The 14,787-nt window shown below is 69.8% G+C and carries 13 protein-coding genes; 9 read left to right on the top strand and 4 right to left on the bottom strand.

All coding sequences use genetic code 11. The features are described 5' to 3' along the window. The first annotated feature begins 38 nt into the window (after positions 1-38). On the top strand, positions 39-2,000 hold the full coding sequence (locus DFR72_RS36920) for a TIGR03960 family B12-binding radical SAM protein (RefSeq protein WP_090071173.1): 1,962 nt from the start codon (positions 39-41) through the stop codon (positions 1,998-2,000). Positions 2,001-2,056: 56 nt separating this feature from the next. On the opposite strand, the gene DFR72_RS36915 is transcribed toward DFR72_RS36920, so the two are convergent. Then, complete coding sequence (locus DFR72_RS36915) at positions 2,057-3,487, bottom strand: S8 family peptidase (RefSeq protein WP_170176574.1); 1,431 nt, start codon at positions 3,485-3,487, stop codon at positions 2,057-2,059. Positions 3,488-3,692: 205 nt separating this feature from the next. Here DFR72_RS36915 and DFR72_RS36910 point away from each other — a divergent pair, with 205 nt between their 5' ends. From DFR72_RS36910 to DFR72_RS36880, 7 genes are all read left to right on the top strand, one after another. Then, positions 3,693-4,418, top strand: coding sequence for a TIGR03936 family radical SAM-associated protein (locus tag DFR72_RS36910; RefSeq protein WP_090071169.1), 726 nt, complete (start codon positions 3,693-3,695; stop codon positions 4,416-4,418). A 213-nt stretch (positions 4,419-4,631) separates the two neighbouring features. After that, positions 4,632-7,691 (top strand): translation initiation factor IF-2 N-terminal domain-containing protein, encoded by a 3,060-nt coding sequence (locus tag DFR72_RS36905; protein WP_090071167.1) that lies wholly within the window; start codon positions 4,632-4,634, stop codon positions 7,689-7,691. 265 nt (positions 7,692-7,956) lie between these two features. Then, complete coding sequence (gene rplU, locus DFR72_RS36900; protein WP_030479431.1) at positions 7,957-8,268, top strand: 50S ribosomal protein L21; 312 nt, start codon at positions 7,957-7,959, stop codon at positions 8,266-8,268. A 14-nt stretch (positions 8,269-8,282) separates the two neighbouring features. Further along, positions 8,283-8,540: a 50S ribosomal protein L27 gene (gene rpmA, locus DFR72_RS36895; protein ID WP_090071165.1), complete on the top strand. Its 258-nt coding sequence runs from the start codon at positions 8,283-8,285 to the stop codon at positions 8,538-8,540. A 133-nt stretch (positions 8,541-8,673) separates the two neighbouring features. After that, positions 8,674-10,122: a GTPase ObgE gene (gene obgE / locus DFR72_RS36890; RefSeq protein ID WP_090071163.1), complete on the top strand. Its 1,449-nt coding sequence runs from the start codon at positions 8,674-8,676 to the stop codon at positions 10,120-10,122. A gap of 4 nt (positions 10,123-10,126) precedes the next feature. After that, complete coding sequence (proB, locus tag DFR72_RS36885) at positions 10,127-11,254, top strand: glutamate 5-kinase (RefSeq protein WP_177224633.1); 1,128 nt, start codon at positions 10,127-10,129, stop codon at positions 11,252-11,254. A gap of 10 nt (positions 11,255-11,264) precedes the next feature. Next, complete coding sequence (locus tag DFR72_RS36880; RefSeq protein WP_090071159.1) at positions 11,265-11,663, top strand: VOC family protein; 399 nt, start codon at positions 11,265-11,267, stop codon at positions 11,661-11,663. Here the strand turns inward: DFR72_RS36880 and DFR72_RS36875 are convergent. Further along, the gene (locus tag DFR72_RS36875) at positions 11,626-12,891 is read right to left on the bottom strand and encodes an MFS transporter (RefSeq protein WP_090071157.1); all 1,266 of its coding nucleotides are present in this window, start codon (positions 12,889-12,891) and stop codon (positions 11,626-11,628) included. The two genes, DFR72_RS36880 and DFR72_RS36875, sit on opposite strands and share 38 nt — an antisense overlap. A 12-nt stretch (positions 12,892-12,903) precedes the next feature. After that, entirely contained in the window at positions 12,904-13,482 is a 579-nt protein-coding gene (locus DFR72_RS36870) for an alpha/beta fold hydrolase (protein WP_090071155.1), read from the bottom strand. Positions 13,483-13,538: 56 nt separating this feature from the next. Between DFR72_RS36870 and DFR72_RS36865 the strand changes: the two genes are divergently transcribed. Next, a complete protein-coding gene (locus DFR72_RS36865) occupies positions 13,539-13,904 on the top strand; it encodes a VOC family protein (RefSeq protein WP_245983788.1) in 366 nt (121 codons plus the stop codon). Here DFR72_RS36865 and DFR72_RS36860 read toward each other — a convergent pair. Continuing rightward, positions 13,886-14,785 (bottom strand): AraC family transcriptional regulator, encoded by a 900-nt coding sequence (locus DFR72_RS36860; RefSeq protein WP_090071151.1) that lies wholly within the window; start codon positions 14,783-14,785, stop codon positions 13,886-13,888. The genes DFR72_RS36865 and DFR72_RS36860 overlap by 19 nt on opposite strands. Between the last annotated feature and the right edge of the window lie 2 nt (positions 14,786-14,787).

Below are 14,787 nucleotides of genomic sequence, written 5' to 3'. Positions count from 1 at the left end.
ATTCGGTCGGCGCCCGCGGGGGCCGTTACTCTGGTCGTGTGAGTGCCGAGTCTGTTTTCCCCAGGTTGGAGCCCCTGCTGCCGCGGATCTCCAAGCCGGTGCAGTACGTCGGCGGCGAGCTCAACGCGACCGTCAAGGACTGGGACGAGGCGTCCGTGCGCTGGGCGTTGATGTACCCCGACGCGTACGAGGTGGGCCTGCCCAACCAGGGCGTCATGATCCTCTACGAGATCCTCAACGAGCTGCCGGACGTGCTCGCCGAGCGCACGTACGCCGTGTGGCCGGACCTCGAGGCGCTCATGCGCGAGCACGACGTCCCGCAGTTCACGGTCGACGGGCACCGCCCGGTCAAGGCGTTCGACCTGATGGGCATCAGCTTCGCGACGGAGCTGGGCTACACGAACATGCTGACGGCGCTGGACCTCGCCGGCATCCCGCTGCACGCGAAGGACCGCACCGAGGCCGACCCGATCGTGGTCGCCGGCGGGCACGCGGCGTTCAACCCCGAGCCGATCTCGGACTTCGTGGACGCGGCGGTGCTGGGCGACGGCGAAGAGGCCGTCCTCGAGATCACCGAGATCGTGAAGAACTGGAAGGCCGAGGGCTCGCCCGGCGGCCGCGACGAGGTGCTGACGCGCCTCGCCGAGACCGGCGGCGTGTACATCCCGCGCTTCTACGACGTGGAGTACCTGCCCGACGGCCGCATCCAGCGCGTCGTGCCGAACCGCGACCGGGTCCCGTACCGCGTCTTCAAGCGCACCACGATGGACCTGGACGCGTGGCCGTACCCGAAGCAGCCGCTGGTGCCGCTCGCCGAGAGCGTCCACGAGCGGATGAGCGTCGAGATCTTCCGCGGCTGCACGCGCGGCTGCCGCTTCTGCCAGGCGGGCATGATCACCCGCCCGGTGCGCGAGCGGTCCATCGAGGGCATCGGCGCCATGGTCCAGAAGGGCCTGGCGGCGACCGGCTTCGAAGAGGTCGGCCTGCTGTCGCTGTCCAGCGCGGACCACAGCGAGATCGCCGAGATCACCAAGGGCCTCGCGGACCGCTACGAGGGCACGAACACGGGCCTGAGCCTGCCGAGCACGCGCGTCGACGCGTTCAACATCGACCTCGCGAACGAGCTGTCCCGCAACGGAAGGCGCTCGGGTCTCACCTTCGCGCCCGAGGGCGGCAGCGAGCGGATGCGCCGCGTCATCAACAAGATGGTGTCCGAAGAGGACCTCATCCGGACGGTGTCGGCCGCGTTCTCCAACGGCTGGCGGCAGGTGAAGCTCTACTTCATGTGCGGCCTCCCGACCGAGGAGGACGAGGACGTCCTGCAGATCGCGGAGATGGCGAAGAACGTCATCCGCGCGGGCCGGCAGGCGAGCGGCCGCAACGACGTCCGCTGCACCATCTCGATCGGCGGGTTCGTCCCGAAGCCGCACACGCCGTTCCAGTGGGCCGCGCAGTGCGCCCCGGACGTCGTCGACGACCGCCTGCGCAAGCTGCGGGAGGCCGTCAACAGCGACCGCAGCCTCGGCCGCAACATCGGCATGCGCTACCACGACGGCAAGCCGAGCCTCATCGAAGGCCTGCTCAGCCGGGGCGACCGCCGCATCGGCAAGGTCATCGAGGCAGTGTGGCGCGACGGCGGCCGGTTCGACGGCTGGAGCGAGCACTTCTCCTACGACCGCTGGACCACCATGGCCGCGCGGGAGCTGGAACCGCTCGGCGTCGACCTCGCCTGGTACACCACCCGCGAGCGCGAGGAGCTGGAGGTCCTGCCCTGGGACCACCTCGACTCGGGCCTCGACAAGGAATGGCTCTGGGCCGACTGGCAGGACGCGCTCGACGAGCGCGAGCAGGACGACTGCCGCTGGACCCCGTGCTTCGACTGCGGTGTCTGCCCGGCGATGGGCACGGACATCGAGGTCGGTCCCACGGGCCGCAAGCTGCTGCCGATCTCCCCGGTCGGCGTCGGCTCGCCGGTGAAGAACCCCTCGCTCACGCCGTGACCTGAGTGCCTGTGGGGCCGTGCGCGGGCCCCACAGGCACACCAGCGGACGAGCGGCTACTTCGTGACGGCGGCGCGTGCGTCCACGAGTCCGTGGCCGTAGAACGAGTTGTACTCCGAGTAGCCGGTGCAGAACGCGTCCTGCACACCTGTGCCGTTCAGGTCGTAGTCGGCGGGGCAGGCCAGCGTCTGGGCCTGCGCGTTCAACATGCGGCCCAGCGACACCGCGTCCGTCTCGGGACGCACCGACGCGATCAGCGCCGCCACCCCGGCCGCGTGCGGGGTCGCCATCGACGTGCCGCACGAGTAGTCGTAGCCGGACGGCACGGTCGAGAGCACGCACCCGTTCGGCGTGCGCGAGTCGCCACCCGGCGCCGTCACGTCGATCGCACCCAGCCCGTACGAGCTGTACCCGGCCTTGGTCTTGGTCGAGTCGACCGCGGACACGCCCACGACGTTCTTGAGCTGCGCCGGGAGCACCACGCACGTCGAGTCGACCGGCCGCGTCCGCGCGTCGCCGTTCGTCGGCGACATCGAGTCGCGCCCCGGCCGGGACAGGTCGGCGGCCGCGTTCCCGGCGGCGGCGACCGTCAGCACGTTGCGCGAGGTCGCGTAGTCGACGGCACGGCGCACGGCCTCGTAGACGATGCGCTGGCCGGGCTCGTTCTGGCACGTGAACAGGTACGGGTCGATGAAGTAGCTGTTGTTGGTGATCGTCATCTGCTGCGCTGCGGCCCACATGAAGCCGCACACCGCGTACTCGGGGTAGATGAAGCCCTCGTCGTCCACGACCTTCACGGACGCGATGCGCACGCCCGGCGCGACGCCGGTGGTGCCGCGGCCGTCGTCCGCGGCGGCGATGGTGCCGGCGACGTGCGTGCCGTGGGGCGAGGTCGTCGGGGTCCAGGCGGAGGGTGACGTGTCGGGCTTGCCGGTCAGGCACCCCGCGGACAGTTCCGGTGCGAGCGCGTCGACGAGGTCGGGGTGGCGGGCGTCGACGCCCGAGTCCAGCACGCCCACGACGACGGACTTGGAGCCCGTGGTGATCTCGTGCGCGGCCGGGGCGTTGATGAGATCCATGTCCCACTGCTCGGCCGAGCGCCCGCCCGAGGGCCGGAACAGCTCCGTGTCGTCCTTCTTGCGCTTCGCGGACCGCTTGGCGATGCCCTCGGCCTGGGCGCTGTACGCGCGCTGCGGGCCGATCCGATCCAGGAATCCGGGGTCGGGCGAGGTGGCCACGGCGACCGAGATCTGCGGGTAGTAGACGGTGGTCAGGCCGCACGCCTCGGTGATCTCGGAGTTCGCCGTCTCAGCGGGCGTGGCCTGCGGGAACACCACCAGGTAGCGCAGCAGGGGACCGGGCTGGATGCAGGTGGGCGCCGCGGAGACCGGGTCAGGTTCCGCGTCTGCGGGCAGGGATGCCGCCAAGCACCCGGCCACGAGCAACGCGGTCATCGCCGCCGCTCGTGCGCGGTGGGGCAGAGGCACCAGGGACCTCCAGGTCGGCAGGGCGTCCAGTCAGCCGGACCGTAGCCACGCGCAACGATCTAGACAAGCTGAACGTTCTGAATCAGGTTCACGGTACCGTCCTCATGGACGAACAGCCTGCGCCGATGGGACCGCTCACCCGTCGGAACACCACTCGGGAGCACCGCTGAGCCGCAACCTGCCGAACAACCCTTCCGCTGTCGCGGTGCAGAAACTGCGCCTGCGCTACACCAAGCGGGGGAGGTTGCGTTTCACTTCGCACCGCGACATCGCTCGCACGTTCGAACGTGCGCTGCGCAGGGCAGGCGTACCCATGGCCTACTCCCAGGGGTTCAGCCCTCACCCGAAGGTGTCGTGGGTCGGCGCCGCGCCGACCGGGGTGGCCAGCGAGGCCGAGTACGTCGAGGTCTCGGTGGTCGAGTTCGTCGACCCGGTGGCGCTCAGGGCTGTGCTCGACGAGGCGTTGCCACCTGGCATCGACGTCGTCGACATCGTCCAGGCGCGAGGTGGCAACCTCACCGAGCGCATCGACGCGAGCGAGTGGAGGATCGAGCTCGACGGGGTCGAGCCCGACGAGCTCGCGAAGGCGGTGAGCGTCTTCCTCGCGGCCGAGTCCGTCGAGGTCGAGCGGCTCACCAAGAACGGCACGAAGATGCTCGACGTGCGGCCCGCCGTCGTGTCAGCGCTGGTCGAACCCCGTTCGAGCGACGCCGGACACGATGACACCGCTTTGTCACGACCGTGTGGGATACTCATGACGGTTGTACGGCAGGTAACGCCTACCGTGCGACCCGACGACGTGCTGAATGCGCTTCGAGTCGTGGCCGATCTCGTGCCGCCGGTACCTGCGAGAGCAACCCGGATGGCGCAGGGAAGGCTCGACGGCGAGGGCAGGCTGGTGGACCCGCTCCAGCAGGACAGAGAGTCCTGACGAGCGCAGGAACGTCAACCGTGACGCGCAAACAGGAGGAGCGGCGCTGACAGCGGCGTCGTCGTGGGACCTGCGCAAGCGTGCGCCCAGTGAGGCGCCACGCCGCTGCGCGCGAGGCAAGGATTCCCGCCGCGAGCAGCGGCGGAGAGAGACCAAGAGAGGCCCCTGCGCGGCCGCGTCCTCACGGGACGCGCCCGGGGGTGGAGGAGCTGCATGTCGAACAAGGACAAGCCTGCCGGTGTCACCGGCGGGCAGGGCGTGGTTGCCGCACGCCCTCAACTGGCGGACCTGCCGGACAAGTTGCGGGTCCACGCACTGGCGAAACTGCTGGACGTCAGCAGCAAGGACGTGATGACGGCGCTGGCGGACCTCGGTGAGGTCCCCAAGAGCGCGCAGTCGAGCGTCAGCCGCGACGTCGCGCTGAAGGTCGCCGAGACACTCGTCGACTGGGACGACGTGGTCACCGGTGAGGTCACCGAGGACTACGAGGCGCCCGCGATCCCGGCGTTCGAGGCACCGGCGCTCGCGCCGATCTTCGCCGCGCCGAGCGCGGTGTTCCTGCCGCCTCAGCCGATCGAACGGCCCAAGGCCCCGCCCTCGCCGTTCGTCGTCGAGGAGGAGCCGGTCGTCGAGGAGAAGTCCGTCGGTGAGATCGCCGCGGACGAGCTCGACGCCGCCGAGGCAGCCGAGGCGGAGACCGACGCCGAGGTCGACGGTGACGACGAGGCGGACAGCCGCCGTCGCCGCCGCCGTGGCCGTCGTGGCCGCGGCCGCGGCAAGGGCACGGACGCCGAGGGCAACGAGGAGGGCGACGAGGCTCCGGCCGAGGACGCCACCGAGAGCGCCGACAGCGACGACGCCGCCGAGGCCGAGGACGAGGGCGACGAGAGCTCGACCCGCCGTCGCCGCCGCCGTCGTCGCCGCAAGACCGGCGCCGAGGACGAGGTCACGTCCGAGGACGACCCGCCGAACACGGTCGTGCACGTCCGCGAGACGCGGGACGCGCGCGACGACAAGGCCGACTCCGAGGCCGCGCAGAGCGAGGTGCGCAGCATCCGCGGCTCCACGCGCCTGGAGGCCAAGCGCCAGCGCCGCCGCGACGGTCGCGAGGCCGGCCGCCGCCGTGCCCCGGTCCTGACCGAGGCCGAGTTCCTGGCCCGCCGCGAGGCAGTGGCCCGCACGATGGTCGTCCGCGAGCGCGGAGACCGCACCCAGATCGGCGTGCTGGAAGACGGCGTGCTGGTCGAGCACTTCGTCACGTCGTCGGGCTCCGGCTCGATCGTGGGCAACGTCTACCTCGGCCGCGTGCAGAACGTGCTGCCGAGCATGGAAGCCGCGTTCATCGACATCGGCCGCGGCCGCAACGCCGTGCTCTACGCCGGTGAGGTCGACTGGGACGCCGCCGGTCTCGAGGGCAAGTCCCGCAAGATCGAGCAGGCGCTCTCCAGCGGCGACTCGGTGCTCGTCCAGGTCACCAAGGACCCGGTCGGCCACAAGGGCGCCCGCCTGACCACGCAGATCAGCCTGCCCGGCCGCTTCCTCGTGTACGTGCCGGGCGGCGGTGCCACGGGCATCAGCCGCAAGCTGCCGGACAACGAGCGCAAGCGCCTCAAGGACATCCTCAAGCGCGTCGTCCCCGAGGACGCCGGCGTGATCATCCGCACCGCCTCGGAAGGCATCGTCGAGGAGGAGCTGGGCCGCGACGTCACCCGTCTGCAGGCGCAGTGGAAGGTCATCAAGGAGAAGTCCGCCAGCTCCTCCACCAAGGCGCCGGCGCTGCTCTACGAAGAGCCGGACCTGCTGGTGAAGGTCGTCCGCGACCTGTTCACCGAGGACTTCGCCCAGCTCGTCGTCCAGGGCGACGAGGCGTGGGAGGTCATCGACTCCTACGTCCGCCACGTGGCGCCGGACCTGCAGGACCGCCTGAAGAAGCACGTCGGCAACAACGACGCGTTCGTCGAGTACCGCATCGACGAGCAGCTGATGAAGGCCCTGGACCGCAAGGTCTGGCTGCCGTCGGGTGGGTACCTGATCATCGACCGCACCGAGGCGATGACGGTCATCGACGTCAACACCGGCAAGTTCACCGGCTCGGGCGGCAACCTCGAAGAGACCGTCACGCGCAACAACCTGGAGTCGGCGGAGGAGATCGTCCGCCAGCTCCGGCTGCGCGACATCGGCGGCATCATCGTCATCGACTTCATCGACATGGTCCTGGAGTCGAACCGCGACCTGGTGCTGCGCCGCCTGACCGAGTGCCTCGGCCGCGACCGCACGCGTCACCAGGTCGCCGAGGTCACCTCGCTGGGTCTCGTCCAGATGACCCGCAAGCGCGTCGGCACCGGCCTGCTCGAGGCGTTCAGCCAGACGTGTGAGCACTGCCGCGGCCGTGGCGTCGTCGTGTCCACCGAGCCCATGCACTCGCATGGCGGTGGCAACGGTGGCGGCCAGCAGCAGCAGCAGCAGCAGACCAGTGGCCGCAAGTCGCGCCGCAACAAGGGCGGTGGCGAGCAGACCGCCGAGACGACCGAGGTCGTCGAGGCAGCCGTCGAGGCGCCGGCCGAACCCGAGGTCGTCGAGGTCTTCGAGCCCGGCGACCCGGAGGACACCACCGAGGACGTGGTGGCCGCCGACCAGGAGCAGGAGGCCCACGGCCGTCGCCGCCGCCGCCGTCGTGGCCGCGACAAGGAGCCGCAGGCCGTGGTCGACGCGGTCGTGGTCGAGGAGCAGGAGCTCAACGGTCACGTGCCGCACGAGGTCGCCGAGGACCCGGCGCCCGTCGAGCTCGACCCCGTGGTCGCCGAGCCCGAGGTGATCGAGGAGACGGCCGAGGAGCTCGTCGAGCCCGTCGCCGAGCAGCCCGTCGCCACGGGTCGCATCGGTGCCCAGCGGCCCGCCGAGCCCGAGCAGGAGCAGCCCGTCGTGACGGGTCGCATCGGCGCTCAGCAGCCCGCGGTGACCGGCCGCATCGGCGCCCAGCGGCCCCTTCCGGCCGCCGAGCCCGAGCAGGAGCCCGCCGAGGCCCCGCAGCCGGTCTCCGCACCCGAGCCCGTCGCCGCTGCCCCTGTGGCCGCGGTGGAGCCCCCTGCGGCACGTCCACGGCGTCGCGCGGCCAAGCGCGCCGCCGGTGCCCCCGCGGCCGAGGCACCCGCCCCGATCGTGGTCGAGGTGCCCAAGCAGCCCGAGGTCCAGATGCCCGCACCGGTGGTCACCACCACCCGCAGGCGCCGCGCCGTGTCGCGGCCCGCGGGACCGCCGGTCCAGGAGGACTGACGCGAGGAAGCGAAACCGGGGTCGCCTGCGGGCGGCCCCGGTTTTGCGTTGCGGGACAACGTTGTGAGGGACCGCACAGCCTGCGGGAACGTGATCGGGGCACCCCGGTTTGCTCCGGGAGCACCCACTCCCGTAACCTTGTTGACGGCCCGCCATCCGACGGGTCCTGTCGTGTGCCTCCTCTGGTGCCTATTGGTGGAAACACCTTCCCAGACTGGTTGGCGCGCGGCCCGTCACCATCGAGTAGCAGGAGACTTCCGTCCTGATGTACGCGATCGTCAAGACCGGCGGCAAGCAGTACAAGGTCGCTGTCGGCGACATCGTCGAGGTCGAGAAGCTCGAGGGCGAGCCGGGCACCGAAATCTCCCTCCAGGCGCTGCTCGTGGTCGACGGCACTGACGTCACCGCAGACGCGGCGGCCCTGGCGAAGTTCTCGGTTACCGGCAAGCTGGTCGAGCACACCAAGGGCCCGAAGATTCGCATCCACAAGTTCAAGAACAAGACCGGCTACCACAAGCGACAGGGTCACCGTCAGAAGTTGACCCGTGTCGAGGTCACCGGCATCACCGGTAAGTGAGGACCTGACTTCTCATGGCACACAAAAAGGGTGCATCCAGTTCCCGCAACGGCCGTGACTCCAACGCGCAGTACCTGGGCGTGAAGCGGTACGGCGGTCAGGTCGTCAAGGCCGGCGAGATCCTGATCCGCCAGCGCGGCACCAAGTTCCACCCCGGCGTCGGCGTCGGCATCGGCAAGGACGACACGCTGTTCGCCCTGCTGCCCGGTGCGGTGGAGTTCGGTTCGAAGCGCGGTCGCAAGACCGTCAACATCGTTCCGGTCGCGGTCTGAGGACCGTTTCCGCAACGTAGTTAGACCTCTGCGAGGGGCGGGCCCGGTCATCCGGCTCCGCCCCTCGTTGTTTGTCCAGACCGTTGGTTGCCCGCAACCAACGTTGGTTGTTCGTTTGAGAGGAAGTATTTCCGTGGCCCGCTTCGTAGACCGGGTGGTGATCCACGCTGCCGCCGGCAACGGGGGCAACGGTTGTGCTTCAGTGCACCGCGAGAAGTTCAAGCCCCTCGGTGGCCCGGACGGCGGCAACGGAGGCAGTGGCGGCAACGTCATCCTCGTCGTCGACTCGCAGGTGCACACCCTGCTGGACTTCCACTTCCGCCCGCACGCCTCCGCCACCAGCGGCAAGGCCGGTGCCGGTGCGAACCGCGACGGCGCGAACGGCGAGGACCTGGTCCTGCGCGTCCCGGACGGCACCGTCGTGCTGACCGAGGCCGGCGAGATCGTCGCGGACCTCGTGGGCGAGGGCACCCAGCTGATCGCGGCGGCCGGTGGCCGTGGCGGCCTGGGCAACGCCTCGCTCGCGTCCAGGGCCCGCAAGGCTCCCGGTTTCGCGCTGCTCGGTGAGCCGGGCGAGACGCGGGACCTGGTGCTGGAGCTCAAGTCCGTCGCGGACGTGGGCCTGCTCGGCTTCCCGTCGGCCGGCAAGTCGTCGCTGATCTCCGTGCTCTCCGCCGCGAAGCCGAAGATCGCCGACTACCCGTTCACGACGCTGGTCCCGAACCTCGGCGTGATCACCGCGGGCGACACCATCTTCACGATGGCCGACGTCCCCGGCCTGATCCCCGGCGCGTCGCAGGGCAAGGGCCTCGGCCTCGACTTCCTGCGCCACATCGAGCGCACCGCCGTCCTCGCGCACGTCGTCGACTGCGCGACGTACGAGCCGGGCCGCGACCCGATCGCGGACATCGACGCGCTGGAGAAGGAACTCTCGGAGTACACCCCGGCGCTCGGCGGCAACTTCGAGGACCGCCCCCGCGTGGTGATCCTCAACAAGGTCGACATCCCGGACGCCCAGGACCTCGCCGACATCGTCCGCCCGGAGATCGAGGCCCGCGGCCTGCCGGTCTTCGAGGTGTCGACGGTGTCCCGCCAGGGCCTGCGGGAGCTGACGTTCAAGCTGGCCGAGGTCGTGCGCGAGTACCGCGCGGCCAAGCCGAAGCAGGAGTCGACCCGAATCGTGCTGCGGCCGACCGCCGTGGACGACCAGGGCTTCACCGTGACCGAGGACCCCTCGGTCGAGGGTGGCTTCATCGTGAAGGGCGAACGCCCCGAGCGCTGGATCCGCCAGACCGACTTCTCCAACGACGAAGCCGTCGGTTACCTCGCGGACCGCCTCAACAGGCTGGGCGTCGAGGAGAAGCTCGTGAAGATGGGCGCCGTCCCCGGTTGCCAGGTCACCATCGGCGACCTGATCTTCGACTGGGAACCGACCACCCCGGCCGGCATCGCGATGACGATGACCGGGCGAGGCACGGACATCCGTCTCGAGCAGAACGACCGCATCGGAGCCCACGAGCGCAAGGCCCTGAAGAAGGCCCGCCGTGCGCCCGGCGACTACGGTGATCTCAGCGAGGAGTAACACAGTGACGGCCCCCGTGGTCTCACAGGCTCGGCAGGCGGTCGCTTCGGCGAACCGCATCGTGGTCAAGGTCGGTTCTTCTTCTTTGACCACAGCGGAAGGTGGTCTCGACCCAGCGCGTCTCGACGCGCTGGTCGACGCCGTCGCCGCGCGTGCCGCAGCAGGCAGCCAGGTCGTGCTCGTGTCGTCGGGTGCGATCGCCGCCGGTCTGGCTCCGTTGAAGCTCTCCCGCCGCCCCCGCGACCTCGCCACCCAGCAGGCCGCGGCGAGCGTCGGCCAGCTCACCTTGGCGCACGCCTACGCGAACTCGTTCGGCCGCTACTCGCTGACGGTCGGCCAGGTGCTGCTGACCGCCGACGACGTGGTGCGCCGCGCGCACTACCGCAACGCCCAGCGCACGTTCTCGCGTCTGCTGGCTCTCGGCGCGGTCCCGGTCGTGAACGAGAACGACACCGTTGCCACCGAAGAGATCCGCTTCGGCGACAACGACCGTCTCGCGGCCTTGGTCGCTCACCTCGTCGGTGCCGACGCGCTGTTCCTGCTGTCCGACGTGGACGCCCTCTACTCGGGCGACCCGCGCAAGCCGGGAGCCGTCCGCATCGCCGAGGTCGCGTCAGCGTCCGATGTGGACGGTGTGCAGGCCGGCACGGCGGGTGCTTCGGGTCTGGGCACCGGCGGGATGGCGTCGAAACTCGCGGCGGCGCGACTGGCCTCGTCCGCGGGCATCCCGGTGCTCCTGACCGGTTCCGCCGAGGCAGGCCGTGCGCTGACCACCGCCGATGTCGGCACCGCGTTCGCCGCCACGGGATCACGTCTCACCGCCCGCCGCTTCTGGCTGGGCTACGCCACCGACGCCAACGGCCGCCTGCACCTCGACGACGGCGCGGTCGCCGCGGTCGTGGGCCGGCGTCGCTCACTGCTGGCCGCCGGGATCACCGGCGTGGACGGCGACTTCGAGGCAGGCGACGTGGTCGAGCTGGTCAGCCTGGCGGGCGAGGTCGTGGCCCGCGGCGTGGCCGGTTACGACTCGGCCGAACTGCCGTCGCTGATCGGCCGCAAGACCCACGACCTGCCGGAGGAACAGCGCCGCGAGGTCGTGCACGCCGATGATCTGGTGCCCTTGCATCGCTAGGGTCGGGTGCATGGCCCGGATGCACGATGTCGTCATCGACTGCGCTCATCCCGCGTCGCTCGCCCGGTTCTGGGCGCAGGCGCTCGACGACCACGAGATCGCCCCGTACGACGAGCCTGAGCTGACGCGGCTCAGCGCCATGGGAGTCGACGACCCCGAGGACGACCCGTCCGTGCTGCTCGACGGGTCGCCGCGGTTCTTCTTCAACCGCGTGCCGGAGCCGAAGACCGTCAAGAACCGGGTGCACGTCGACCTGTGGTGTGACGACGTCGAGGCCGAGGTGGCGCGGCTCGTCGACCTCGGTGCCTCGGTGGTGAGCCGCGACGGCATCTGGTTCGTGCTGGCAGACCCCGAAGGCAACGAGTTCTGCCTCAGCTCAACCGAACACCCCTTGTCTCCGGAAGCGTGAGCACCACGAGGAACGTGATCACCGCGGCGACCGCCACGTACCAGAAGAAGACGGTGCCGCCCACGGCCTGGATGACCAGCGGCGCGGTACCGCCGAACACCGCGACGGTCAGGTTGTACCAAGCCCCGATGCCGAGCCCGCGCAGTTCCGTCGGGAACAGCTCGCTCATGATCGCGGGCGCGATCGACGTGATCGCCGTGTACAGCCCCAGTCCCACGGCGAACACGATCACGAGGTTCGCCAGCCCGGGTTTGACCAGTGTCGACAGTGGCACGACCAGCAACGCCATCGCCGCCGACCACACGAGCATCTGCGGTTTGCGGCCGTAGCGGTCGGCCGTCCACCCCATCGGGTACTGCAGCGCGATGAACACGACAGTGCCGATCGACAGCGCCAGGAACACGTCGATGTCGTTGGCGCCCTTGGTCTTCACCGCGAACGGCGTCAGCGCGCTGAAGAACGTGTAGAAGCTCAGCGTCGAGAGCAGCGTGATGCCGATGAGCTGTCCGACGGCCTTCGGGTGTTCCTTCAACGTCGTCAGCAGCGGGTTGCGCAGGCTTTCGGCCTTGGCCCTGTTCTCCTCGAACTGCTCGGTCTCCTTGAGCTCCCGCCGTAGCCACAGCCCGACCAGACCGAGCACACCACCGATCAGGAACGGCACGCGCCAGCCGTAGGAGGCCATCGCGGCCTTGTCGAGGTTGCGGGACAGGAAGAACCCGAGCAGCGACGCGATCAGCACCGCCGCGCCGGTCGAGATGTAGAAGAACGACGAGTACCGGCCGCGGTGCGTGGCGGGAGCGATCTCCGCCAGGTACGCCGAGGCGTTCGACACCTCGCCGCCGAGCGCCATGCCCTGCGCGATGCGGGCGAGCACCAGCAACGCCGGTGACAGCCAGCCGACCTGCTCGAACGTCGGCAGCAGGCCGATCATGACCGAGCCGCCGGACATCAGCACGATCGTGAACAGCATCGCGGTGCGACGGCCCTTGAGGTCCGCGAACCGGCCCAGCAGATAGCCGCCGAGCGGGCGGAAGAAGAAGGCGAGAGCGAACGTCGCGAACGTGCTCAGCAGCGCGGCGGCCTCGTTGCCGGAGGGGAAGATCTGCGTGGCGAAGTAGATGCTGAACGCCGTGTAGATGCCCCAGTCGTACCACTCCACCGCGTTGCCGGCGCTGGAAGCGACGAGCGTGCGCACGGGCAGTCGATGCGTTTCCGAAGTAACCGCCATAGACGCACCCAATCACATAGGGCGACGAATTGGCGCGTACGTCTCAACCGGTTCATTGGTCAAGAAGTCGACGATCATCGCGTTGCACAGCGCGGGTTTCTCGTGCAGCAGCCCGTGTGACGTGCCTGGGACGACTGCGAGCTCGGCGTTCGGCAACGCCCGGTACATGGCCGTGGCGTGCTCCAGCGTCACCTCGTCGTCATCGCCGATCATGATCAGCGTCCGGTTCGGCAGCGTCCCGAGCTCTTCCTCGGTCAGCGCGGGCGAACGGCGGTGCATCGCCGTCAGTTCCGTGGCCGGGTCCCAGCCGTCGTGGTGGAAGACACCGCACACGACCACAAGGCGTTGCACGAGGTCTGGTCTGAGCACGGCGGTGAGGAGTGCGACAGTGGCGCCGTCGCTGCAGCCGAGCAGGTGGGCGGGCCCGGTCTTCTCCAGGAACGCCACGGTCTCCTGGGCCATTTCTGTGTGGTCCTGAGTGGCCTGGTCGACACGATGGGGCGCGTGCACGTCGAAGCCGCTGAGTGCGTCGAGTTGCGGGCTGAACGCGGACGGGTCGGCGCCGCCGGGGTGCAGGAGTACGAGAGTCATGTGCGGGCAGACCCCTCTCGTCGTCGATACTCATCGCCGTGCGATCTATTGGTTTGGTGACATTGGTGGTCCGCGACTACGACGAGGCGATCCGCTTCTACGTGGAGGGACTCGGGTTCACGCTGGTCGAGGACCTGCCGCAGGGCGACAAGCGCTGGGTCGTGGTGTCGGCGGGGGAGGGGACGTCGCTGCTGCTGGCACAGGCTGACACAGGTCAGCAGCAGGCACGAGTGGGCGACCAGACCGGTGGCCGCGTCGGGTTCTTCCTGAACACCGACGACTTCGACGGTGACCACGCCCGCATGGTCGCCTACGGCGTGCACTTCCGCGAGGAGCCGCGCGAGGAGGTCTACGGGAAGGTCGCCGTGTTCGAGGACCTCTACGGCAACCGCTGGGACCTGCTTCAGCCCGCCCGCGCCTGACCGGGCGACACCCCGACGATCCGTTTGAACGCCCGGCTGAACGCGGCCTCCGACTCGTAGCCGAGGCCGCGGGCGACCTCGCTGACCGTGCTGTCGCGGTCCTTCAGCCGGTTCATCGCGACGTGCATGCGCCACCGCGTGACGTAGCGCATGGCCGGTTCGCCGACGAGTTCGGTGAACCGAGCCGCGAACGCCGACCGCGACATGGAGGTCTGGTGCGCGAGGCGTTCGACGGTCCACGGCTGCGCGGGATCGCGGTGGATCAGCGCGAGTGCCTGCCCGATCTGCTGGTCCTGCAACGCGCCGAGCCAGCCGGTGCGCGCGGCCGGGTCGTTGGCGAGCCACGAGCGGATCGTCTGGATCACCAGCACGTCCGCGAGCCTGGTGATGACCGCCTCGCCGCCGGGGCGCACGGCCTGCGACTCGGTGGCCATCAGGTCGATCGTGGCGCGCATGTCGTCGGCGCGGCGCACGTACAGCACGTTCGGCAGCACGGTGATGAGGTGCTTCGCGGCCGGGTGGTCGAAGCGGACCGCACCGCACACGAGGTGCGTCACCGCGCCGCCGCCACCGTGCCGCAGGATCGCGTAGTTGTCGGTCTCGAACTCGTGCGGCAGCGTCGTGACGACCGGCGACTCCGCCTCGCCGTAGAACAGCCGGTGCCGCTGGCCACCGGGGACGAGCAACACGTCGCCGGGTTCGAGCGAGACGACCTGGCCGTCGACCTCGACGTCGCACCGGCCGCTGGTCAGGACGTGGAACCACAGGCAGTCGCCCATGTCGGGCATCGTCGCGCCCCACGGCTCGGTGAGCTCGTTGCGGCAGTAGAAGGTGCCGGACATCCTCAACAGGTGCAGTGCCTCGCCCAGCGCGTCCGTCATGC

The organism is Lentzea flaviverrucosa, assembly GCF_003350445.1.
Lineage (GTDB): Bacteria > Actinomycetota > Actinomycetes > Mycobacteriales > Pseudonocardiaceae > Lentzea > Lentzea californiensis.
Note: the sequence above shows the minus strand (reverse complement) of the source record. Positions and strands in the feature narration are given on the sequence as shown.